Origin of the sequence: Nocardia sp. NPDC051463 (assembly GCF_040681975.1) — a bacterium.
Taxonomy (GTDB): Bacteria; Actinomycetota; Actinomycetes; order Mycobacteriales; family Mycobacteriaceae; genus Nocardia.
This window is the reverse complement of sequence record NZ_JBFBAB010000006.1, coordinates 118,492-141,198: the sequence shown is the minus strand read 5'-3', so window position 1 is coordinate 141,198 and position 22,707 is coordinate 118,492. Positions and strand designations below refer to the sequence as shown.

General features: G+C 67.1%; 19 protein-coding genes. 14 read left to right on the top strand and 5 right to left on the bottom strand.

All coding sequences use genetic code 11. From position 1 onward, the window contains the following. Positions 1–591: 591 nt before the first annotated feature. Entirely contained in the window at positions 592–1,179 is a 588-nt protein-coding gene (gene aroQ, locus AB0M74_RS11630) for a gamma subclass chorismate mutase AroQ (protein ID WP_364905048.1), read from the bottom strand. A 382-nt stretch (positions 1,180–1,561) separates the two neighbouring features. Here aroQ and AB0M74_RS11625 point away from each other — a divergent pair, with 382 nt between their 5' ends. Next, positions 1,562–3,358 (top strand): DUF4407 domain-containing protein, encoded by a 1,797-nt coding sequence (locus AB0M74_RS11625; RefSeq protein ID WP_364905046.1) that lies wholly within the window; start codon positions 1,562–1,564, stop codon positions 3,356–3,358. A gap of 332 nt (positions 3,359–3,690) precedes the next feature. Then, positions 3,691–4,059 (top strand): hypothetical protein, encoded by a 369-nt coding sequence (locus AB0M74_RS11620; protein WP_364905043.1) that lies wholly within the window; start codon positions 3,691–3,693, stop codon positions 4,057–4,059. Here the strand turns inward: AB0M74_RS11620 and AB0M74_RS11615 are convergent. Then, positions 3,978–5,489: an MFS transporter gene (locus AB0M74_RS11615; RefSeq protein ID WP_364905347.1), complete on the bottom strand. Its 1,512-nt coding sequence runs from the start codon at positions 5,487–5,489 to the stop codon at positions 3,978–3,980. The genes AB0M74_RS11620 and AB0M74_RS11615 overlap by 82 nt on opposite strands. A 129-nt stretch (positions 5,490–5,618) precedes the next feature. Here AB0M74_RS11615 and AB0M74_RS11610 point away from each other — a divergent pair, with 129 nt between their 5' ends. The 6 genes from AB0M74_RS11610 to AB0M74_RS11585 all read left to right on the top strand — a co-directional run bounded on the left by AB0M74_RS11610 (position 5,619) and on the right by AB0M74_RS11585 (position 10,781). Beyond that, positions 5,619–6,164, top strand: coding sequence for a TetR/AcrR family transcriptional regulator (locus AB0M74_RS11610; protein ID WP_364905040.1), 546 nt, complete (start codon positions 5,619–5,621; stop codon positions 6,162–6,164). Between the two features lie 60 nt (positions 6,165–6,224). Further along, complete coding sequence (locus AB0M74_RS11605) at positions 6,225–7,091, top strand: hypothetical protein (RefSeq protein WP_364905037.1); 867 nt, start codon at positions 6,225–6,227, stop codon at positions 7,089–7,091. After that, the gene (locus AB0M74_RS11600) at positions 7,088–8,173 is read left to right on the top strand and encodes a DUF4129 domain-containing protein (protein WP_364905035.1); all 1,086 of its coding nucleotides are present in this window, start codon (positions 7,088–7,090) and stop codon (positions 8,171–8,173) included. The genes AB0M74_RS11605 and AB0M74_RS11600 overlap by 4 nt, the downstream gene beginning before the upstream one ends. A gap of 82 nt (positions 8,174–8,255) precedes the next feature. Further along, positions 8,256–9,233 carry a MoxR family ATPase gene (locus tag AB0M74_RS11595; RefSeq protein ID WP_364905344.1) on the top strand — a complete coding sequence of 326 codons (978 nt, stop codon included), beginning with the start codon at positions 8,256–8,258 and terminating at the stop codon, positions 9,231–9,233. Positions 9,234–9,236: 3 nt separating this feature from the next. Continuing rightward, positions 9,237–10,550, top strand: a complete 1,314-nt coding sequence (locus AB0M74_RS11590; RefSeq protein WP_364905033.1) for a DUF58 domain-containing protein — start codon at positions 9,237–9,239, stop codon at positions 10,548–10,550. A 54-nt stretch (positions 10,551–10,604) separates the two neighbouring features. Continuing rightward, positions 10,605–10,781: a hypothetical protein gene (locus AB0M74_RS11585; protein ID WP_364905030.1), complete on the top strand. Its 177-nt coding sequence runs from the start codon at positions 10,605–10,607 to the stop codon at positions 10,779–10,781. 57 nt (positions 10,782–10,838) lie between these two features. On the opposite strand, the gene AB0M74_RS11580 is transcribed toward AB0M74_RS11585, so the two are convergent. Further along, a complete protein-coding gene (locus AB0M74_RS11580; RefSeq protein WP_364905028.1) occupies positions 10,839–11,633 on the bottom strand; it encodes an RDD family protein in 795 nt (264 codons plus the stop codon). A gap of 42 nt (positions 11,634–11,675) precedes the next feature. Between AB0M74_RS11580 and AB0M74_RS11575 the strand changes: the two genes are divergently transcribed. Beyond that, positions 11,676–12,683 (top strand): stage II sporulation protein M, encoded by a 1,008-nt coding sequence (locus AB0M74_RS11575; RefSeq protein WP_364905025.1) that lies wholly within the window; start codon positions 11,676–11,678, stop codon positions 12,681–12,683. 788 nt (positions 12,684–13,471) lie between these two features. Here the strand turns inward: AB0M74_RS11575 and AB0M74_RS11570 are convergent. Beyond that, positions 13,472–15,637: an MMPL family transporter gene (locus AB0M74_RS11570; protein WP_364905022.1), complete on the bottom strand. Its 2,166-nt coding sequence runs from the start codon at positions 15,635–15,637 to the stop codon at positions 13,472–13,474. 91 nt (positions 15,638–15,728) lie between these two features. Between AB0M74_RS11570 and AB0M74_RS11565 the strand changes: the two genes are divergently transcribed. Beyond that, entirely contained in the window at positions 15,729–16,373 is a 645-nt protein-coding gene (locus AB0M74_RS11565) for a TetR/AcrR family transcriptional regulator (RefSeq protein WP_364905019.1), read from the top strand. Positions 16,374–16,454: 81 nt separating this feature from the next. After that, entirely contained in the window at positions 16,455–16,958 is a 504-nt protein-coding gene (locus AB0M74_RS11560; RefSeq protein WP_364905016.1) for a class I SAM-dependent methyltransferase, read from the top strand. 3 nt (positions 16,959–16,961) lie between these two features. Here AB0M74_RS11560 and AB0M74_RS11555 read toward each other — a convergent pair whose 3' ends face one another. After that, positions 16,962–17,729 (bottom strand): SDR family NAD(P)-dependent oxidoreductase, encoded by a 768-nt coding sequence (locus tag AB0M74_RS11555; RefSeq protein WP_364905013.1) that lies wholly within the window; start codon positions 17,727–17,729, stop codon positions 16,962–16,964. Between the two features lie 93 nt (positions 17,730–17,822). On the opposite strand from AB0M74_RS11555, the gene AB0M74_RS11550 reads away from it, so the two are divergent. The 3 genes from AB0M74_RS11550 to AB0M74_RS11540 all read left to right on the top strand — a co-directional run bounded on the left by AB0M74_RS11550 (position 17,823) and on the right by AB0M74_RS11540 (position 22,691). Continuing rightward, positions 17,823–19,022, top strand: coding sequence for an NADH:flavin oxidoreductase (locus AB0M74_RS11550; RefSeq protein ID WP_364905011.1), 1,200 nt, complete (start codon positions 17,823–17,825; stop codon positions 19,020–19,022). Positions 19,023–19,636: 614 nt separating this feature from the next. After that, entirely contained in the window at positions 19,637–20,479 is an 843-nt protein-coding gene (locus tag AB0M74_RS11545; protein WP_364905008.1) for a hypothetical protein, read from the top strand. Positions 20,480–20,660: 181 nt separating this feature from the next. After that, a complete protein-coding gene (locus AB0M74_RS11540; protein WP_364905006.1) occupies positions 20,661–22,691 on the top strand; it encodes an NADPH-dependent 2,4-dienoyl-CoA reductase in 2,031 nt (676 codons plus the stop codon). The last annotated feature ends 16 nt before the right edge of the window (positions 22,692–22,707 follow it).

Below are 22,707 nucleotides of genomic sequence, written 5' to 3'. Positions count from 1 at the left end.
CACCTCCGTGCGGGTGCTCGCCCGCTACGCTGAGCACCGGCGTGAGGTACCCGAGCGGGCAATCGTGGCCGAACATTCTGTGTTCGACGTAAGAGCAAACGATAAGTCAGGTCCAGGGCCCAACCAACTAAGGTTTCACTAATAACCAGGTCTAGCTGGGCTTCTTGATCACGGTCCTCCACGTGTGCGCGTTGTCCAGTGTAAAGCAGCGAACCTGGCGGGATCGATCCCCTGGCACCGAGTGCCAGGTAATGGCACCAGGCGGGTCAGACCTGGCCATTCACGCCGAACGCACTGCCAGAACTGGCCCTCACCTGCACCGAAGATGATTTCCCCTGCTCCGCAGCAGGCAAACCACCTTGTCGGCGGCTAACTCGACAAGGACCCCGGTGAGACATTTCCGACAGGGTCATGACAAGCACAGAACCCGATCCGACCGTCCGGACTCTTTTGCTTTTTGTGGTTTTCAGCACACTTCCAGCAATCATTCTGAAGTGCTCTTCGACACACAGCGAAAACATCAGCGCGCCATCGAAACCCGCCCGCTGACTACTGCGCCGTAGTCAGCGTGTCGCCGAACCCACCCTCGGGCTATGGCGCACAGAGGGCAGCGGCGGCGCGAATCAGGGCGACTTGGTGCAGCGCATCGACACGCCCCGAGGTGAGGACACCGAAAACGCTGGGCGCGAGCCTTTCCATGCAGTCGGGCGCGGTCAGTTCGTCACGCTGTGCGGCCAACTGTTCGACGATGTCCACGTTCAGCCGATCGATCCGCGGGCGCACCTTCGTCAGGTCCGGTGGGGCCGCGGGCGCCGCCGCCGGATCGAATCGCCATCGCGCGACCAGTCCGCGCTGGACGATCTTGCTCGCCTCGATCTGGCCGAAAAACACCTGCCTGATCCAGTTTTCGGGCAGGGCGCGGCCGGCGCCGAACCGGGCCATATCGTCGTAGACCTGGGCCTCGCGGCCCGGATCATCGATCGACGGCTCGGTTCCGAGCTGCCGCGCTGTCGCCCACTTCGCCGCGGCGACCGCGTCGGCGGTGTCGAGCCGATCGGCCACCAACTCGACGAGGCCGCGCAGTGACCCGACACGCGGCTCGGCAGGCGACGCGAGCGCGCTAGCAGGAATCAGCACGGCCAGCACCACCGACAGCAGTACCAGCAGGCCACCGCGCATATCCCGACCTCCACGCTCGGAAACGAATCACCGTGCCAGGTTAGGCGGCCGCCGCGCTGTCGCTCGGCCCGACGCGACCGGCGACGGACTCCGTCCGGCAGTCCCATCGAGCCGCCTGCTCGCCTTCCCTCGATGGGGCGTGGCCGTCGACGGACTCCTTCCCCGGCGTGCCGCCAGGTGGTCGACCTGCGGCTCGGTTCGACTGCGCCGAGCATTTCCGCTCGTGGGGAGGCATCCAGCAACCGAATCTTTGTGAACCTGAACACATCCACTGGGCCGTGCTCGGTGTGTCGGGCCATGGCCTGTCACGCTGTGACAACGAATCTGTGACAGTTTCGCCAAGCTCGCCACAAGGACTGGGACGTAGAGGATGTGAGATCCCATGACGGTCACCGGCATGTTCGCTTGGCTCGGCGGAGGTCCCGAGCGGACGCCGGGAGCGACAGCACCCGGCACCGAACTCGATGACCGGCACGAGCACGCGAGTTACGCCGTCACCGGTGCTGTCGTGCTGCTGTTCGCGACGGTGTCCGGCGCAATAACGACGCTCGCTCTCGCTGCGGCCGACACCTGGCCGTTGCTCGCCATCAGCGCCGCGGCCCTCGTCGTCGCGCTGCTGGCCGGCGCGGTCGCTCGCGCGCTCGCCACCCCACGCCCCGGTCGCGCACCGGACCGGCTCGGGGTCATCGCGCGGATCGCCGTGGCGGTTTTGGTCGGCGGGTTGGTTGCCGAGCTGGCCTCGGTCGTCGTTTTCGGTGGTTCCGTCGACCGGCTCTTGGATGAGAAGGCCCAGCGCTCGGTCGCCTCGGCTCCTGCGGTGGTGACCGCCGACGCCGAGCTGGACCGCGCCCGCGCCGACCGGACCTCACTGGATCAGGCGATCGCCAAGGCGCAAACCGACATCGACCACGCACTGATCATTGCGCGCTGTGAATTCAACCCGAGCCGGGAATGTCCGCAGACCCGTATCACCGGGGTGCCCGGCCGCGGACCCGAAGCCCAGACCGCCAACGACATGCTCGCGGATGCCCGCAAGCAGCTGGCCGCGGCGCAGGACCGGGTGCCCGCGCTCGACCAGCGCATCGCCGACGACGAAAAGACCGTCCGCACAGCCGAATCCGCCGCTTTCGCCGACGCCGATCGCGGCCTCGGCGCGCGCTGGCAGGCCATGAACGAATACACCGGCCACGACGCGGGCGCGCTGCCACTTCGGGTGCTGACGATTGTGGCTTTGATCTTCCTGGCATTGCTGCCGCTGATCCTTCGGTGGTGGCGCGGCGATACCTCGTTCGACCGCCGCCTCGCCGCCCACATCGTGCAGGACCGCGCCGCGCGCACCGCCGACGCCGCGATCGCCACCAAACGCGCCGAGGTACGGACCGAGGCAGCCGCCCTGCGCGCCGATCACGAACTCACCGCGGCGCGGCTGGCCATCGAGGCGGACACCGCGATCGACCGGGAACGCGAGCGCACCCGCATCATCGGCGCTATCGGCGGGATCGAGTTCGGCATCACCGAGCCGCCGCGCCGCCGCGAACTACCAGCCGCACCGGCTGACGACCGAGAGGACACCTCCGTGTCTCACGCGACACCGCACCTACCCGCGACCGTCACCAGCGGGGCACTCGCACCAGCGACCACCGCAGCCGCACCGACCCCTGCCGTCGCGGCCCCCACCCCGGCCGCGCCCAAGGGCGGCGGCCTCGAACTCCCCATCATCGGCACGGTGCCCTTCTCCGACACGGCGGCCCGTTTCATCCGCCCCCTCGTCCCGTCCTTCGTCACCAACGCGATCGACTCCGCAACCCACCCGTTGCGCACCGCACGCCAAGCCTTCGAAGAGGTCGAGGAAATCACCTTCACCCTCCGCCGCACCCGCAAGGTCACCGTGGACTCCCAGGACTCGCACGCACCCACGATGAACGCCGCCCCCCTCGGCTACCAACTCCCTCCTGGTTCACCCCAATGGCAGGCCGCCCAGCACATCGCCTCCACTGTTGTCGACGCGGACTACCAGCAGCACTACGCGTCCCCGAACGACCCCCGCTACTTCGGACTGCCGCCCACCGGCGCGCCCCGCTACGGTCTGCCCGCGACGCCCGCCCACAGCGAGCTCTCCACCCACCACACCCCCGAACTCCCCCACCGCCCCCAACACGAACTCCCACCCGGCCACTGACCCCACCTCGACCCGCCCCTCCCCCGAAGCCCACACCCGCCGAGTTGCGCAGCACCCAATCGAGCGCAGTGAAAGGGTGGCTCAACTCCTCGTATCAGCCGCCATTTCTCTCACCGACCCGACTTGACCACGGGGTGTGGGGTCGGGCGGGATGCCGGTCAGCATCGCAGCTCTGTGTCCTTGGGCCGCACACTCTGCACTCATGCCCGAGAGTGACGTGAGGCCGGCCGCGCTTGCTGCGGCCCCATGGGGGTCGCGGCTGCTCGGGCCCGCCGAGGAGTCGTCGGGGCGGCGGCGGATTCGGATGCTGCCGGTGCATTCCGGTGGCGCTGGTGCTCGGCGCAATCGCAACCCGCACCGTCAGCGTCGCGCGCGATGTCGGCGAGCGCGAACGCCACCGGGTCGGCATCGCACGCGCCGAGATCGACGAAGCCGTCGTCCACGTCGAGTTTTCACCGCCCGGTGCGCGTGAGCTCGAGCTTGCGCGGGCGGAGTCGTCCCGGCCGCCCGCGGCTCCGGCGTGCGGCGCGAATCGCGACCGAGAGGGTTCGGGCGCCACCCACCCTCACACCGAAATCCGAGCACCACCGAAGCCGGATACCTGCCCGACAGCAGCGCTCTACGACCGGGCCGTGCGCAGCCGGAACGCCACCGACGCGGCGAGGAGCATCATCGCCGAAGTGCCGATGGCCGCGATGTGAATCCCCGAGACGAACGCCTCGTGCACCGAGGTCAGGAACTCGGCACCGACGGCTTCCGGCAGTCCGCGCGCGACTTCTGTTGCACCGCCGAGAGATTCGGACGCGGCCTCCGCATGCTCGGCGGGGATGCGCGACAGGTCGAGGCCGTTGCGGAATACCGCCATGACCACGCTGCCGAGCACCGCGACACCCAGCGCGATGCCGGTCTCGTACGCCGTTTCCGAGACCGCTGCCGCCGCACCGGCTCGCGCCGCAGGCGCGGAGCTGACCACCAGATCCGACGAGATCGTCAGCGAGACACCGACACCGGCGCCGGTGCACAGGAAGGCGACGATGAAGGTCACGTTGCTCGTCGCATCGCCCCCGAGCAGCAGAAATAGCGCCGAACCCATCGCCGCAACCAGCAGCGAACCGCTGAGCACCAGGCCGGGCCGCAGATACCGCACCAACCACGCGGATGCCAGCGCGGCGATCACGTTGGCCGCAAGACCGGGCAACAGCAGCAGGCCCGCCTCCAAGGGCGAGTGGCCGAGGACGAGTTGCAGGTACTGCGAGGCGAAGAACAGCTCGCCTGCCAACGCGAACACCGAAAGCAAGCTGGTGAGCACCGCGATGCGAAACCTCGGCACTGCGAACAGCTTCAGATCGATCATCGGGTGCTCTAGACCGCGCTGCCGATGCACGAACAGCACACCGGCGAGCACGCCGATCGCACCGATGCCGACCATTCCCAGGCTGGGACCGTGGGCAGCGCTCTCCTTGACCGCGTACACCACCGGCACCAGAGCCAGCATGGACAGCGCGGCACTCGGCAGGTCGAACCGGCCGGGGTTGGGATCACGGGATTCCGGAATGAGGACCGGACCGAGCACCAGCAGTGCCAGCATGACCGGCAAGTTCACCAGGAACACCGCACCCCACCAGTAGTGCTCGAGCAGCCAGCCGCCCAGCAGCGGACCCGCCGCCGCGCCACCGCCCGCCATCGCACTCCAGACCGCGATGGCAACCGTGCGCTGACGCGGATCGAGGAACATCGAGCGGATCAAGCCGAGCGTTGCGGGCATCAGGGTCGCGCCCGCGACACCTTGCAGCACGCGGGCGGCGATGAGCATCTCGGGTGAAACCGACCAGGCCGCGATCGCCGACGCGACCGCGAAGCCGACGCCGCCCATCAGCAGCAGCTTGCGCCGCCCGATCCGGTCGCCGAGGTTGCCCATCACCACCAGCAGACCAGCGAGGACGAACGAATACACGTCGATGATCCATAGCAGCTGCGGTGTGGTCGGCGTCAGATCGGCGCTGATCGCGGGCACCGCGAGATCGAGCACCGTGGCGTCGACGGCGAGCAGCAGCAGTGCGAGTGCGAGCACGGCGAGGCCGGCCCAGTCGCGGGTGGTGGCGCGGGGCGGGGCGATGGTCCCTGTCGCCATCCCGACAACGTTCCGGCTGTCCTGTGTGGTCTGTGTGCTCATCGGCTTTCCCGACTATTGTCGTGGTCTTCTTACCGTCCAGACGGTACAGTAGATTCGCATTACCGTCCAGCCGGTATAGTCGTCCGGGTGACGGCAACCACCCGCGACCGCATCCTGGACGCGCTCGAAACTCTGCTGCTGGAAAAGGGCATGTCCCAGGTGACGCTGGAAAGCGTCGCCGCGACCGCAGGCGTCTCCAAAGGCGGCCTGCTCTATCACTTCAAGAGCAAGGACGCCCTGCTCGCCGGCCTGGTCAGACGCCTCGGCGAACGTGCGGAGCAGCACCTGGGCGACGCCGTCGCGCACGGCACCTCGGTCGCCGAGTGGTATTTGCAGACCCCGAACCCCGACGACGCCGCGGAAGCCGTAGAACTCGAGGTCTACCGATCCATGCTCGCGACCATGCGCACGATCGATGCCAGCTCCGGCCCGGACACCGGCGAGGTGCAGCAGGCACTCACCGACATGCTGAACGCCTGGTCGACCGGCCTCGACGAGGAAATCGACGACCCGGTGCGCGCCGACATCGTCCGGCTGGTCGGTGACGGCGTTTACCTGCGGGCTCTGCTCGGTTTGCCGCCCATCGAGCCACAGCGGTATCGAGCCGTTGTGGATCGCCTACTCGAACGCTGAGCGGACAGATTCCCGCTCCACTACCGGCGAAGCCGCCCTGCACGCTCTAGACTCGGCCCCGTGCAACCAGCCGCCGAGCAGGCCGGTGCCGTCGGGGCGGGAGATCATCCATCACCAGGGTCACCTGGGCCGACGGTGCCGATCCGTCCACTGCGCTTTCGTGAACTGCTCGACGAGCCGTTCGCGCTGATCCAGGCGAACATCGTCGTGCTGGCCTGTGTGACGGTGGTCGGATTGGTCGTCGCCGAGCTGATCGTCGTCGCGATCACCGCAGGCGGGTCGCACTTGACGCACGGTTCCGATCAGGGCACCCGATGGGCCGCGATCCTGTCGACCGCGGCCTGCGCCTGGTTGCTGCGGTTCGTGCTGCGCGGGCTGACCGTCGCGATCGGGCTTGCCAGTGTCTCCGGATCCCCGATCGGGTGGCGCACCGCGCTGCGCAGGACGGCGACCGTCGGCATACCCCTACTGGTGTTCCATGTGCTGTTCACGCTGGTCGGGGTGAGCGTGCTGGCGCTGGGCAGCATTCTTGTCGTCACCTTCCCGCTCGGGCTGCTGTGGCTCGGTCACCTGCGGGCTCAGCGGTTCGTCGCGGTGCCGGTGATATTCGTCGAGCAGGCCTCGCACGCCACCGCGGTAGCGCGGTCGCGACTGCTCGTCGCCGGAGCAGAGTGGCCGACCGCGGGTCTGTGGCTATGCCAGCGCGGGCTGACGGTGCTGCTGGCCGTGCCGCTGCTCGGCATCCCGCGGTTCCTCTCGGATTTCTCGGGCACCCACCGCTGGCAGGTCATCGTGCTCACCACCTCGGCGGTGCTGTTGATCGTCGCCTTCGGTGAGGTCGTCGAGGCGGCAACACGCGTGGTGTCGTATGTGGATCGGCGTTGCCGCCGTGAAGGACTCGATATCCGGGTGCCGGAGCCACGATGACCGACGCCGAGCACCCGACCGACAGCCTCACACCCCAGACCTGGCCTCCGGTGCGCGAGCCCGCGGCCCCACCGCCGCCTCGGCTCGGCGCGGCCGCGCAGCATCGCGCCGCCGCCGAGTCCGCCGCCGAGCACCGTGACTTCGATGCCGCACTGCGCGAACGCTTCCGCGCCGTGCTGCGTGGGCTCGAGCAGGGCGGCCTACTCGAGGTGCGCCGCTCGCGCACTGCGCGCGAGACCGCCGACGACGCCACCACCGTGCTACCGCTCGAGGCCGCGACCGAACTCCATCCCGCCGCTTACAGTTTCGACGAAATCGTCTACGGCGGCAGGCACGCGACCGAAGACGAATACCGCAGCCTCGAATACGCCGACCGATACTCCGGCGCCGCGCCGCCGCCCGCACCGGAACCCGCCGAAGTGGCGGTCACCGAAAAACCACCACGAACGCGCAGGCAACGAACCCCCCTGCCGGAACTGCTACGCAGCCCGAAGTTCTGGGTTGGTCTCGCGGGCGTGGTGGTACTGCTGCTGCTGCTCTACGCGATGCTGAACGCCTGTGGTGCGCCGCACACCCCGACACCGCGGAAACCGCCGCATATGCCGCCGCCGACGGACTACCCCGACAGTCCCGACATCGACGCACCTCGTGCCGGCGCGGGCCAGGATTCGATCTTCAGCCGACTACCCGGACCGGTCGCCTTCGGCGGACTCCAGTTCCTCATCGCCGCAGGGCTATTGGTGTGGTGGCGGGGCCGCCGCCGCGGCGCGCTCGTCGGTGAGCCGCGACCGGTCGAGGTCGCGGCGAACGAGCTGCTCGCCGGGCAGGCCGCGCTGTATCGCCGATCCAAGGACTACGAACATGTCGCATCGAAACTGCGCGCGGCGACACTGCGCCGCATCCGCCCGCACCTCGGCGTCACCGCCGAAACCGCTCCGGACCGACTGATCGCCGCGGTCAGCGCGCGCATCGGCGCAGACCCGAGCATGGTCGGCTCGACCCTGTACGGTCCGGTGCCCGACCCGGACACCTTGCATCTTGTTGCCGCACAACTCGAATGGATCGAGGCGGAGGTCGGATGAGGCAGCACCCAACGCTCATCCTCCTCATACCGCGGCCGGGGTGCGGTAATCCCTGCACGACACAGGAGGTCGGATGACCAGCATGACCAACACCAACCACACCCCCACCACCGAAGAGGCGGGTGCCGCGTTCGCCGCGTTGCGCGCCGAGATCGGTAAAGCGGTGGTCGGCAACGACACCGCGATCATGTACCTGGTTCTGGCGCTGCTGTGCCGTGGCCACGTGCTGTTGGAAGGTGTGCCGGGTGTGGCGAAAACGCTGCTGGTTCGGGCGTTGGCGACGGCGTTGGACCTCGAGCATGCCCGCGTCCAGTTCACACCGGACCTGATGCCCGCCGATGTCACCGGCTCGCAGATCTACGACCCGCACTCGGCGGAGTTCACTTTCCGGCACGGGCCGGTGTTCACCAATCTGCTGCTCGCCGACGAAATCAACCGCACCCCACCCAAGACGCAGTCCGCGCTGCTGGAATCCATGGAGGAACGCCAGGTCTCGGTCGACGGCAAGCCTCGGCCGCTGCCCGATCCGTTCGTCGTGGTCGCCACCCAGAACCCCATCGAGCAGGAGGGCACTTACCCGCTGCCGGAGGCGCAGCTGGACCGGTTCCTGTTCAAGGTCGACATCCAATTGCCCGGTCGCGATGACGAATTCCGCATCCTGCAGCGGCATGCCGCCGGATTCGACCCGCGCGATCTTGCCGCCGCCGGACTGCGGCCCGTCGCCGGACCGGCACACATCGCCGCGGGCCGAAGCGCGGTCTCGCACGTCACCATCAGCGCGGAGGTGCTCGCCTACACCGTGGACATCTGCCGGGCCACCCGCACGTCGCCCGCCATCCAGCACGGCGCGTCCACGCGCGGCGCCACCGCCCTGATGGCGGCCGCGCGCGCGTTCGCCTGGCTCAACGGGCGCGGGTTCGTGACCCCTGACGACGTGAAATCGGTGGCGGTCGCGGTGCTGCGACACCGCCTGCACCTGCGACCCGAGGCGGAATTGGACGGGGTGACGACCGAGGGTGTGATGTCGTCGCTGCTGCTGTCGGTCCCGGTCCCGGTGTAGCTCGTGGTCGTCACCGGTCGGCTGGCCGCCGCGGGCGCGGTCGTCGCGCTGTTCGTCGTCTTCGTCCTGCCGACCTGGCTCGGTGTGGCCTTGATGACGAGTGCTCTTGCCACCGCTGTGCTCGTCGATATGGGCTCGGTCGCACGCCCGCGCGATCTCACTCTCAGCAGAGCACCGCTGACCGTTGTCCGCCTCGGCCGCAGCACCGAGGTGGAGCTCGTCGTCCTCAACAGCGGAACCCGTATCGTGCGCGGCACCCTGTGGGACGACTGGCCTGACAGCGCACGCGCCACCCACCGCGCGCACCGGCTGGATCTGGCGCACAACACTCGGACGCGCTTGCACACCTCGCTCACGCCGACCTACCGGGGCGATCGAGAGGCGGGCCCGGTCACGCTGCGGCTGATCGGCCCGTTGGGCATCGCGGGCAGGCAGACCCGGCGCATCGTGCCCGCGCGGGTGCGTGCGCTGCCGCCGTTCCGCAGCGAACACCTGATGCGATCGAAAGTGAAACGGCTGCAACATCTCGAGGGTCGCAATGTCGCGAACCTGCGCGGCCAGGGCACCGAGTTCGACTCGTTCCGTGAGTATGTCCCCGGCGACGACGTGCGGTCCATCGACTGGCGCGCCACCGCAAGAGCCACCGACGTGCTGGTGCGCACCTGGCGTCCGGAACGCAACCGGCACATGCTGATGCTGCTCGATACCGGTCGCGTCAGCGCAGGCCGGGTCGGCAGTCCTGGGCACATCGACGACGGCACCCGACTGGACGCGAGCATCGAGGCCGCGCTGCTGCTCGGCGGGCTGGCCGCCGCGGCGGGCGATTCGGTGGATCTGCTCGCCTTCGACAGGAAGGTCCGCGCGGAGGTTCGCGGCGTCGGCGGAAAAGGGTTGCAGCTGAAGCTGATGCACGCGATGGCGGGCGTCGGCCCCGCCCTTGTCGACACCGACAGCGCGGGTATGGTCCGCGCGGCCATCCAACGTACCCGCCGCCGCAGCCTCGTGGTCTGGTTCACCAGCCTCGACGGCGCCGCGGTGCAGGAGAACCTGCTCCCGGTGCTGCCCGTGCTCGCCCAACGGCACCGGGTATTGATCGTCTCGGTCACCGACCCCGAGATCGCCGCTACCGCCGCGCGCCGCGACACCCGCGCCGACCTCTACCTCGCCGCTACCGCGGAGACCATCCTCGCCGAGCGCGCACTGGTGCAGGACTCGCTGCGCCGCAGGGGAATCGCTGTTGTCTCCGCGCCTGCGGACCGCCTGCCGGAGGCCTTGGCCGACGAGTATCTCGAACTGAAGCAATCCGGAACTATGTGAGTGCGACGGCTACGAACAAGCCCGGCGCAGTGGCGCCGTAGTCCTCGCGGATCGATGGTTTCCGTCGAGTCGGATCTATGCACGCTGGGTGCCCGCAACAGCGAACCGACTCTGGCCGAGGAGATCATCGGTGCGGGGATGGCACACGAACTCGACCGTGATCACAACGCTGCGGTCAACCTTGCTTCCTTGGGCGAGCAACAGCATGTTTCCGACACTCACGCCGGATAGGTGGACGACGTCGGAGAAAGAGGGCGTCCACCACTCTCCCCGATTGGGCGACACGCTTCAGCGGTGGATAGCGCCCATGACGAACGGCGAGACAGCCGCAGCTGCGCCAGGCAGTGCCCGGCGTTGACGTTCGGCGATCACCGCGCCGAGCACCTGCACCGGCGGATAACCCAGCGGCGGCCGAATCTGCAGCCGCGCGCAGAGCGCGCTGACAAGCGCCTGGCCGAGATTCGCCTGCACGCCCGGCGTGAGGGTGTGGACCCGCGTCAGGTACTGACGCACCGACAGGGCGAGATCCTCGGGGAGGCCGGAAAGGTCGAGCTGGCCGGCCCAGCCCGCGAGCCAGGGCGGGGCCGTGGCGAGCGCGGGCCACGGCAGGCTCGTCCGGGCATGCACCACAACGGTTCCGGCGAGCACATCCCCGATGCGGCGCGCGTTCGGGGAACACATCGAGGTGAGCACGCCAATGGCGCCGAATCCGCCGAGGATCCAGAAGTCGACGATCGCGCCCGCAAGGCCGCGGGTGAGCGCGTGGCGGAAATCGATCGGTCCACCGTCGGCACGAACCACCCGCAGGCCGATCATCACCTTGCCGACCGTGCGCCCGCGCATCAGGGTTTCGCAGGCCACCGGGTAGCCGATGAGCATCCCGACGATTACCGACAGCGCCGCGACGTCCATCCACGCCGAATCCGCGCCCGCGGCGGCCAACGCCGTGGCAGCCACGAACAGCAGCGAGCAACCCAGCGCGAACTGCACCACGACATCGATGAGCAACGCCGTCGCCCTGGTGGGGATCCGTGCGATCGGCAGCTCGAGCGCGACCGCTTCGCCGGTAGTGAATTCAGCCATGTCGCATAGCATTCTTCCGACCAGTGGTCAGGGAGGCAACCAATGGACGTCGACGCGTATAGCTACACCCACCGGCGGTCCTGGGACCGGTTGGACGATCTGGCCCGGCGCCGGTCGCTGAGCGGCGCCGAGGCGGATGAGCTCGTCGCGCTGTACCGGCGGACCTCGCAACAGCTGGCTCGATTGCAGTCACACAGTCCCGACCCCGAACTCATCGCCGGGCTCAGCGCATTGCTGGCGCGGGCACGCGGCAAGGTGCTCGGCACCAGGACCGATACCTGGGCGGAGATCGGCAGGTTCTGCACGCACCGGTTCCCTGCGGCGGTCTACCGGGCCTGGCCGTGGTGGGTGAGCGTCGCGGTGGTGTTCCTCGTTGTGTCGGGCGGGCTTGCGGTGTGGGTGCGGGGATCCGGTGCGGCGCACGACCTACTCGGTCTGCCTGACAACACCGACGCACTCACCGAACCGGGCGGCAAATTCGAGACCTACTACTCGGAGCATCCGCAGGGCGCGTTCGCCGCGCAAGTGTGGACGAACAACGCGTGGGTGTCGGCGATCGCGTTGTTCACCGGTGTGCTGATCCTGCCTGCGGTCTACCTGCTGTTCATGAACGCGCTCAATGTGGGCGTCAGCGCCGGGCTGATGGCCGAGGCAGGCAGGCTCGACTCCTTCTTCGGGTTCATCCTGCCGCACGGGATGCTCGAGCTGACGGCGGTCTTCGTGGCGGGCGGGGCCGGTCTGAAGCTGGGTTGGACGCTGATCGATCCGGGTCGGTCGGGCAGGCTCGAGGCGGTGGCGCGGCAGGGACGGGCCACCGCGGTGATCGCGCTCGGCTTGGTCGGTGTGCTGCTGGTGTCCGGCTTCCTGGAGGGTTTCGTCACACCGAGCCCGCTGCCGGCTTCGGCGCGCATCGCGATCGGGTTCGTCGCCGAAGTCTTGTTCCTGGTGTATGTGTTCGGCGCGGGTCGGCACGCGGTGTTGGAGCAGGAGGCGGCGGTGGTAGGGAGCCCGGCCGGGGACCACCGGCAGACAACAGCGAGCACACGGTGAGTGAAGTGGCTTCGGGCAATCGGTAGCAACGATGCGCTACGGCCGAGTGGTGAACTCCCCCATTTGAGTTCCGCTGGCCGCAGCGAGTCCAGCTCAGCTGCGGCCAGCGTTACCGTCAACTCTACACAATCGTTATCCGCACGCAACCCTCCACGCCGAGGTCGAGCGTATAAAGCAGCACGCCAGCAAACCCATGTGGGTGCATGGTTTTTCCCTACTCCAGCTAACCCATGGCGGCACTGTTGATGCCGAGTTCGCGGCCCACAAAGGGGCGCTCGCCACTGGATACCGTGCGACGATCCTTAACCAGCGGGTGGCGCATCGAACATTCTCCGAACGATTAGCTGAAGCCGTTCAATAGATCTCTCCATGGTCACCTGACATGCGTCACGACCTGCATGTTTAGCGGTCACTAATCGAGATAGCTGGACAGTGGATGAACAGAAAGCGACTCAAGGTTTGTTTAATGCGTAATAAACAAGATATGTGCCATGCGGTGCTGCACGTAGGTATACCGACGGCCTGTCAAGATCAGAAATAACCAGTTGCGCAAAGGTGGTTGCTCATGCCCGCAAAGGTGGTTGCTCATGCCGTCGACTCCGCAGCCGTCAGCACCGCGGCCGCAACTATGCAGCCGTGTGTGATCTTCGCCTCATTGCCTCCGAGAATGCGGTCGAACCAGGCGAAATCCACACATTGGCAGCCATGTCACGGCGCTACCGACAACACCGAGAAAGCCACGGACGGCCCCCGCGCACCGCGCGCGAGGGCCGTCGGACGAACCTCGTTCAGCCCTCGGCGAGGCCGACTCGAGCGTGCACCAACCGCATCGGCCGCGGCGCGTACCAGGCGGCCCGGCCCAGCAGCCGCATCGCCACCGGCACCAGCACGCCGCGCACCAGCGTCGCGTCGATCAGAATCGCCAAACCCGCACCGAGCCCGAAGAACTGGATAAACCGGACATCGCTGGTGGTGAAGGCGAGGAAGCTGATCGAGATCAGCGCCGCGGCGGTGGTGACGAGCCTGCCGGTCCTGGCCAAGCCCTCGACCACCGCGTCACCCGCGGACACGCCACGGTCACGCAACTCTTTGATCCGACTGATCACGAATACCTCGTAGTCCATCGACAGGCCGAAGGTGATGCAGAACAACAGCAGCAACATCGACACGTCCAGTGGCGCGGGTGTGAAACCGATCAGACCGGACAGGTGACCGTCCTGGAAGATGAACACCATCAGGCCGAGGGTCGCGGCCAGGCTCAGCACGTTCGACAGCAGGGCGCGCAGCGGCTGCACGATGCTGCCGGTGAACAGGAACAGCAGTACGAAGGTCGTCGACACGATCCAGCCGATCGCGATGGGCAGCTTCGATCCGATCGAGGCAAGGCTGTCGCGCAGCTCGGCGGCCTGCCCGCCGACCAAGGCATGTGCCCCGGCGGGGCTCGCAACGTCGCGCACCTTGTCGACCAGCTCACGAGCGGCGCTCGAGTTGAGGTCCAGATCGGTGAGCACGGCCAGCCGCTGTGCGTCGGGCCGGGCGAACCTGGCGTCGGCGGGCGAGGTCGCCGACTGGGCGCCGCGCACGAAAGTACCCGCGCTGGAATCGACCTGCGTAACGTGCTCGACCAGTGACAGGGTGCGCGCATAGTCCGCAAGCGGGCCTGCGGCCACTGCGGCCGTCGTGACCACCGACAGCGCGTTGGCGTCGCCACCGCCGAAGTCCTCGCGCATCGCATCACCGACCTGCCGCACCTCGGCGCTGGTGGGCAACACCCGATCGTCGGGGGTGCCGAACTGCACATTCAGCAGCGGCGCCGCCGCAAGCAGCAGCACCGCGACCACCGGAACGCCTGCCAGCGCCGGCCTGCGCATCGCGAAACCGGCGACACCTGCCCAGAACGGCGTCGCGTCACCACGGATCCCACGGACGCCGGGCACCCGCCAGGCATCGGTGCGCGCGCCGAGCACCGCCAGCAGTGCGGGCAGAACGACGACCGCGGCCAGTGCGGAGATGCCGACAACGCCGATCCCGCCATAGGCGAACGAGCGGAGGAAGTACTGCGGGAAGATCACCAGGGCCGAGAGCGCCGCGATCACCGTCGCCGCGCTGAACACGATGGTGCGCCCTGCCGTCGACACCGCGGCGACCACCGCGTCGGACGGCTGCGCGCCTGCCGCGCGCCGTTCCCGGAATCGGCTGACCATCAGCAAGCCGTAGTCGACCGCGAGCCCGAGGCCGAGGCCGGTGGTGAGATTCACCGCGTAGATCGACACATCGGTGACCGAGCCGAGGATCGCCAGTTCGGTGAAGGTGCCCAGAATGGCGATCCCGCCGACGACCAGGGTGAGCAGCGCGGCGATCACATTGCCGAAGGCGAGCACCAGCAGTGCCAGGATCAACGGCACCGCAACGGCTTCCGCGAGACCGAGGTCCTTGCCGATCTGCTCGGTGATCGAATGGAAGATCGCGGAACTGCCGCCGATGCGAATCTGCGCGGCCGGGCCGTCGGCCCGGTAATCCGCGACGATCGCCTCGGCGTCCTTCTCCTTGTCGGCGGCGTCCCTGGCCGAACTGCCGGCGAGGACGACGGCCGCGGTGGCGTCGGCGGACCGCATCGCAGGAGATCCGGTCTCCCAATACGAGACGACATTGGTGAGCCTGCTGTCGGTCGCGAGTCGGCGCACCAGGTCCCGGCCGAGGTCGACAACAGCCGCGTCGTCGACGGTGCCGGTCTTCGCCCCGATCAGGAAGACGTAGTCGGTGTCCGCACCGAACTTGTCCGCCAATCGGCTCGTCGCGGCGCTGGATTGCGCGTGCGGATCCTCCTGCCCTCCTGGCTGCATTTTGCTGAACGCGGTTGCGCCGACCGCCCCGCCCGCGAGCAGCGCCAAGACGCCGACGACAAGTATCCAGCGGGCGTGGCGGACGGTGAATCTGCCGAGTCTTTCGAACATGTCGGGCCTCCCCGATCGAGAATGTTTACGGTCGCAAACTTGATGGGTGTTAACTTGCCATGAGATGTGTGCAGGTGTCAACATCGAAAAGATGACGAACTCGGAATCAACGACCAGGCGCGGCCGGCGCGAAGGCCCGTACCACCACGGTGACCTCCGCAACGCGCTCGTGCGCGCCGCCGCCGAGCTCGCGGAGACCGGCGGGCCGGAGGCGGTGACCGTCCGCGCGGCCGCCCGGCTGGCCGGTGTCACACCGACCGCGGCCTACCGCCACTTCACCAATCACGAACAATTGCTCGTCGCGGCGCAGACCGAGGCACAGCAGAGCCTGTTCGGCGCGATGTCCGCCGGTGTGGAATCCCTTGGCCCCGAAGCGCACGCGATCTTGCGCCTGAATGCGGTCGGCCGCGGATATATCGCCTTCGCCAGAGCCGAACCCGGGCTGTTCCGGACCGCCTTCTGCGAAACCGGCCCCGTCGATGGAGCGCCGGAAGAATCACCTGCGTTCAACCTGTTGTCCACACTGCTCGACGAGCTCGTCGAGATCGGCTACATGGACCCGGCACACCGCCCCGACGCCGAAATCGCGGCCTGGGCAATGGTGCACGGACTTGCCGCACTGATGGTCGAAGGCCCCATTCCCGGCCTGGACGACGCCGCACGAGAACAGGCCATCACCCACACCCTCGCCGTTATCCAGCGTGGACTCGCCACCGGCCCGAACGCCTCCGACTGATCCCTTCACACGCGAGCGACGCGTGACTGTCCACAACGTTGAAATCGGTATCGCACAACCTGTGCAGACTCGCGACATCTGGTGCCGGGCCGAACGTCGCTGCCACACACCCGAGTCCACGATCAGCGCGGGCTATCCACAAGCACTGCACTGCATCGTCCACACAGTCGACAACCACTCACAGGTATCGAGATCTCCGAGGACATGCTGACGCGAGCCCGATCGACCTATTCGCGCGAAATGGAGGCGGGCCGAATGCATCTCGCGGAGGGTGCGCTGACGGCCCTGCCGCTGGCCGATCACAGCCTCGACGCCGCGATCACCGTCAATACCTTGTACTTCGTGCCCGAACTGGACGCCGCGTGCACCGAACTCGCGCGCGTCGTCCGGCCGGGCGGCCACCTCGTGATCGGTATCGGCGACGCCGACGCCATGGCGAAAATGCCGTTCACCGCATACGGATTCACGTTGCGGCCGGTGGGCGAGGTGATCGACGCACTGAAGCGCGCCGGGTGCTCCGTCGCACACCATGAGCTGCCCAACCCGCCGATCCCACACCACCTACTGATCGCGACGCCCGCGTAGGGGCTACATCAAAGCCCCGCCGTCGATGCGGATCTCGGTCCCGGTCATGTAGCGGCCGTCATCGGAGGCGACCATCGCGACCACGCCGGCGATATCGTCCGGGCTGCCGAGCGCGCCACCGTTGAGCCAGCCGGTCAGCCTGGCGAACAGGCTCGGGTCGAAGCCCTCCGGCTGATCCCGAATGGATTTCGTGGTGATCCCGCTGGTGATGCCCGCGGGCACGATATTGACCGCGCGCAGACCCTGTTTGGCGTATTCCAGCGCGATGGCGTGGGTGAAGGCATTGACTCCCCCCTTGGAGGCGGCGTACGCAGCCAGATAGGGCGCAGCGCTGAAGGCGGCCGTAGAGGACAGATTCACCACGACGCCGTGCCCGGATTCCACCAGCGCGGGCAACGCGCTCTGGGTCATCAGGAAGGTTCCGGTGAGGTTCACCGAGATCACCTGATTCCATACCTCGAGCGACATTTCGTGGGTGCGGGCCGACCGCAGGATGCCTGCCGCGTTCACCAGGACATCGAGACCACCGAGGAATTCCAGCCCCGAGCCGGTCGCGGTGCGCACCGATTCGGGATCGGCGACGTTCACCTGCACGGTCTGCAGGCGGTCGGCGGCATCGCCCGCCTTCGCCGCGGTGGCTTCCAGACCGGGCTGGTCGATGTCGGCGGCGACCAACTGCGCCCCCTCGTCGAGCAGCCGCAGGGAAATGCCCTGACCGATGCCCGATCCCGCTCCGGTGACCAATACTCGGCGGCCCTCGTATCTACGCATGACAAAAATTAGAACAGGTTCTCATAGGGAGTCAATATGTTCGCGCCGCGCGTTTCGGTGCCATCGAACTGCAACACGTTCTAGTGTGGGGTCATGCCGACGGAGATCCGCGACGCGTTCCAACCCGCCATGCTCGGGCCGGTCCGGCTGCGCAATCGCATCATCAAGGCCGCGACGTTCGAGGGACGCACACCGGACGCGCTGGTCACCGACGATCTCATCGAGTTCCACCGCAGGGTCGCCGCCGGCGGTGCGGCACTGACCACCGTCGCCTACTGCGCGGTCGCGCCGGAGGGCCGCACCGATCGTCATCAGATCTGGATGCGCACCGACGCCGTGCCCGGCCTGCAACAACTCACCGACGCGGTTCACGCCGAGGGCGGTGCGGTCTCCGCACAGCTCGGCCACGCGGGCCCGGTCGCCAACGCGGCTTCCAACCGCGCACCGGCGCTGGCCCCGAGCAGGCAGCTCAGCCCCATCAGTCTGCGCGTCACGCACGCGGCGACCGAGACCGATATTCGGCGCATCATCGCCGCACACGCCGAGGCCGCCCGGCTCGCGGTACGCGCCGGATTCGACGCCGTGGAGCTACATTTCGGCCACAACTACCTGATCAGCGCCTTCCTCAGCCCTGCGCTGAACAAACGCTCCGACTCCTATGGCGGCACGCTGGCCAACCGGGCGCGCCTGGCCAGGCAGACCGCCGAGGCAGTGCGCGACGAAGTCGGCAACGAGGTCGCGGTGCTCGCGAAGTTCAATATGGACGACGGCGTGCGCGGCGGGTTCGGCACCGAGGAAAGCCGCACCGTCGCACAATGGCTGGCCGAGGACGGAAACCTCGACGCGCTCGAACTCACCGTCGGCAGCTCGCTGCGCAATCCCATGTACCTGTTCCGCGGCGATGTCCCGCTGCGTGAGTTCGCCGCCCAATTCCCGCCACCCCAGCGCTGGGGCATCCGCTTCGCCGGCCGGAAATTCCTGCGCACCTACCCCTATCGCGACGCGTACCTGCTCGACGAGGCGTCGCGCTTCCGCGCCGAACTCGACCTCCCGCTGATCCTGCTCGGCGGCATCGCCTCCCGCGCGGCCATCGACACCGCGATGTCGCACGGCTTCGACTTCGTCGCCATGGCGCGAGCACTGCTCTACGACCCCGACCTGATCAATCAGATGCGCGCCGAGGAGGTGTCGGTGTCGCCGTGCACCCACTGCAACCGCTGCATGCCGACGATCTATCAGGGCACCCGCTGTGTGCTGACCACCCCGTCAGCCGATCCCGCTCACACCACGTAACCAGCATCGAAAGCCATCATCGAGTCAGGTCAGCGCCGGTCGGCATCGTCTGTCTCATCGCTGTCCTGGATCTTCCAGCCGCTGGCGCTCGTCGGCAATGTGCTCATCATCGACAGCAACCCGACCGCCGCGAAGTCCGTCCGAAGCGCAGGCCGAGTGTCCAGGTCGCTTTCGCTCGCAAGGGCGACCCGATGCTGGCGCGCACCGACACGGCGCCCTGCTGAAGGGCGCGGAAAGCGGCGTCCCCCGCTGGGTGATGCCGATCCCGCATAACGTGCGGCACGCGGTCGTGATGGGTGGCTCGAGCCTCATCCTCATCGCACTCGTCTTCGCCTGAGACCCGGTTATCGAAACCAGCGAACACCCGAAAAACGCGCAGGCCCGGTCGCATTGGACCGGGCCTGCACGTGCTGTGCGTGGATGTTGGGGCGGCGGGCAGCGTCCGAGGCGAGCAGCGGACACCGCCGAAGTGGCCCTCGATCCGAGCCTCCCGCAGGCGGTAAATCCACTGCGCGGTGCGGGATACCCTTGGCGAGAAGAGCATTACAGGAAGAGGACTCGGCGCCTCTCAACGGGGATACACAGGGTTGATCAGCAGGATCTTGATCGACAGGATGGCAGCGCTACGCGATTACACAGCTGAGCTGCTTACAAAAGCCGGTAGGGTCGCTGCGCGGAGAACCGGAGGATATGGCGACACGACCGGCAGCGTAGGCCACACGCTCGACTCTTCCGATTCAGAAATTCGCTCTGATTTCCAATCGACACAATTCGAGTCGGACCACATTCCGATCACACAACCGAATTCCGGCACGCCGACATTCAGCCCTCCCACCTCCGGTCGCGATCTTATCGACGACCTCGATTACCGGCAGCTCTATTCAGAAAGGATCGGCCGGGACGGCGATATGGCGCTGGCAGAAATTTACCGACGCCAAGGATTCGATGGACCGGCGGCGCTGACGGACTCGGCGGGCATCGACTGGCTTATATCGTCAGGTAGAACCCGGCTGCTCCGAGGCGTCAGCGACGCGCGCCATGTCGAGGATTTCAAGTTCGGCCCACTTTTCCCAGGCACCGGCAGCTTCGGCCATGGCACCTATGCGACAACAGATCCGCAGCGGGCAATGCAGTATGCACACTATGATCAGGACCAAGTGATAGAAATGGTGCAGCACCCTGATGCAAGAATTGTAGAATATGGAGATCTGCACAGAGAGCAACAGCAGGTGTTGTCACAGATAAACGACGAGCGGAACCGCTTGAGAAGAATGGAGACAACGCAAGAGGTGGAAACTCGCATCGAGGAGTTGAATGAAAAGAGTTTCATCCTGAAGGATCGGGGACGCTTCGCCGCAGCCAAAGGCTATGACGCCTACCTGGTGCCGGACGCGACAGATGACCACTACGAAGAATGGGTGATTCTGAACCGCACCGCATTGATCATCCGCGGATGAGCTCCTTCGGAGCAGCTCGCTCGGCGTACCGAGGATGAAGCTCGAGCGGCATCGCTGCGGTCGGCCGAGACGAGGATGTACGCCCCGACTCGGAGACCGACCTGGACACAACTCCCCGGATACGTTGAACGACCGTTCAACTCCCGTTGCAGGAGTACCGACCGGTCATTAGGTTCTTCCCATGAGTTCAGATTTTCCGCGCTTGCTGTCACCGCTCCAGCTGGGGCGTGTCACGCTGCGCAACCGCGTGGTGATGGGTTCGATGCACACCAACCTCGAGGACCGGGATTGGCACATCGACCGGCTGGCCGCGTTTTTCGCCGAACGGGCCCGCGGCGGCGTGGGTCTGATCGTCACCGGCGGGTATTCCCCCAGTCGCGAAGGCTGGCTGTGGCCATTCGCCTGCGCGATGCTCACCGAGGCCGATGCCCAACGCCACCAAGTCATCACCACAGCGGTGCACGAGGCCGGGGCCAAGATCGCGCTGCAGATCATCCACGGAGGACGAGATTCGAACATCCCCGGTAATCTCGCGCCCTCGGCCGTGGCATCGCCGCTCGTCGCGTTCGAGCCGAAAGCTTTCTCCGAGGCGGGCATCGAATCGACGATCGCCGACCATGTGCGCTGCGCGGAGTTGGCGAGGGCGGCCGGATACGACGGCATCGAGTTGATGGGTGGCGAAGGCTTCCTGATCAACCAGTTCCTCGCGCCGCGCACGAACATTCGTACCGACGATTGGGGCGGCTCGGCAGCCAACCGACGGCGGTTCCCGGTCGAAATCGCCAGACGAACTCGGGCCGCACTCGGCGAGGACTTCCTCATCATGTTCCGGATGTCCTTGGCCGACTTCGTCGAAGACGGACAGACCTTCGAGGAAATCATCGCGCTGGCGCAGGAATTGGAATCCGCGGGCGTGGACATCATCAACACCGATATCGGCTGGCACGAGTCGCGCGTGCCGACCATCGTCACCTCGGTGCCGCGAGCCGCGTTCGTCGGATATACCGCCAAACTCAAGGCGCACGTGTCGATCCCCGTGTGTGCGTCGAATCGGATCAATATGCCCGAGGTCGCCGAGGAGATCCTGGAACGCGGCGACGCGGACCTCATCTCCTTGGCCCGTCCGCTGCTGGCCGACCCGGAGTGGGTGAACAAGGCCGCCCAATCCCGGGTGGACGAGATCAACACCTGTATCGCCTGCAACCAGGCCTGCCTGGACCACACCTTCACTCGCCAAACCGTTTCCTGCCTGGTAAATCCGCGCGCCTGTCACGAAACGCTGCTGCAGCTGTTGCCCACCAAGCACGCCAAACGCGTCGCTGTCGTCGGTGCAGGCCCGGCGGGTCTGTCGGCGGCCATCGGGCTGGCCGAGCGCGGTCACCACGTCGAACTGTTCGAAGCATCCGACAGGATCGGCGGCCAGTTCGACCTGGCTCGTCGTATCCCGGGCAAAGAGGAGTTCAGCGAGTCGATCAGGTACTTCCGCCGCAAACTCGACGTCTCCGGCGTCACCCTGCATTTGAACGTGCAGATCACCGCCGAGCAGCTGGCCGACGGCAACTGGGACGAGGTCGTGCTCGCCACCGGCGTGCGTCCGCGCGTGCCCGATATCCCAGGAATCGACCACCCGATGGTGCTGTCCTACCCGGAGCTGATCCGCGAGGAGCGGCCCGTCGGGCAACGCGTCGCCGTCGTCGGTGCGGGCGGGATCGGTTTCGATGTCAGCGAATTCCTCACCGTCGACGGACCCGCCGCGCTAAAGCTCGAGGAGTGGCAGGCGGAGTGGGGCGTCACCGAGGACGAGCAAGCTCCGGGCCAGTTGACCACGCCGTTGCCATCCCCCGCCCTGCGGAAAGTGACACTGCTGCAACGGAAGATCGGCCCGTTCGGCACCACTCTCGGCAAGACGACCGGCTGGATCCACCGCGCCACCCTGGACGGCAAGGGGGTCGAGCAGATCGGCGGGGTCAACTATGAGCGGATCGACGATCGCGGTCTGCACATCAGCTTCGGCCCGAACCGGGAAGGTCGGCGCGTGATCGACGTCGACAACGTCATCGTGTGCGCGGGCCAGGAATCCGTTCGGGAGCTGCGGGACGAGCTCGAAACACTCGGTGTGCGGGTGCATCTCATCGGCGGCGCCGAGGAGGCAGGTGAACTGGACGCCAAGCGGGCAATCGAGCAAGGCACCCGCCTGGCGGCCACGATCTGAACGCCGCAATCGCAGC

Bases quoted from the DNA above. Each gene is read 5' to 3' on its own strand.
- AB0M74_RS11580 (WP_364905028.1), bottom strand. From the start codon at position 11,633: ATGGCTGAATTCACTACCGGCGAAGCGGTCGCGCTCGAGCTGCCGATC.
- AB0M74_RS11615 (WP_364905347.1), bottom strand. From the start codon at position 5,489: ATGGCGACAGGGACCATCGCCCCGCCCCGCGCCACCACCCGCGACTGG.
- AB0M74_RS11595 (WP_364905344.1), top strand. From the start codon at position 8,256: ATGACCAACACCAACCACACCCCCACCACCGAAGAGGCGGGTGCCGCG.
- AB0M74_RS11555 (WP_364905013.1), bottom strand. From the start codon at position 17,729: ATGCGTAGATACGAGGGCCGCCGAGTATTGGTCACCGGAGCGGGATCG.
- AB0M74_RS11600 (WP_364905035.1), top strand. From the start codon at position 7,088: ATGACCGACGCCGAGCACCCGACCGACAGCCTCACACCCCAGACCTGG.
- AB0M74_RS11565 (WP_364905019.1), top strand. From the start codon at position 15,729: ATGACGAACTCGGAATCAACGACCAGGCGCGGCCGGCGCGAAGGCCCG.
- AB0M74_RS11550 (WP_364905011.1), top strand. From the start codon at position 17,823: ATGCCGACGGAGATCCGCGACGCGTTCCAACCCGCCATGCTCGGGCCG.
- AB0M74_RS11625 (WP_364905046.1), top strand. From the start codon at position 1,562: ATGACGGTCACCGGCATGTTCGCTTGGCTCGGCGGAGGTCCCGAGCGG.
- AB0M74_RS11570 (WP_364905022.1), bottom strand. From the start codon at position 15,637: ATGTTCGAAAGACTCGGCAGATTCACCGTCCGCCACGCCCGCTGGATA.
- AB0M74_RS11575 (WP_364905025.1), top strand. From the start codon at position 11,676: ATGGACGTCGACGCGTATAGCTACACCCACCGGCGGTCCTGGGACCGG.
- AB0M74_RS11585 (WP_364905030.1), top strand. From the start codon at position 10,605: ATGGTTTCCGTCGAGTCGGATCTATGCACGCTGGGTGCCCGCAACAGC.
- AB0M74_RS11540 (WP_364905006.1), top strand. From the start codon at position 20,661: ATGAGTTCAGATTTTCCGCGCTTGCTGTCACCGCTCCAGCTGGGGCGT.
- AB0M74_RS11545 (WP_364905008.1), top strand. From the start codon at position 19,637: ATGGCAGCGCTACGCGATTACACAGCTGAGCTGCTTACAAAAGCCGGT.
- aroQ (WP_364905048.1), bottom strand. From the start codon at position 1,179: ATGCGCGGTGGCCTGCTGGTACTGCTGTCGGTGGTGCTGGCCGTGCTG.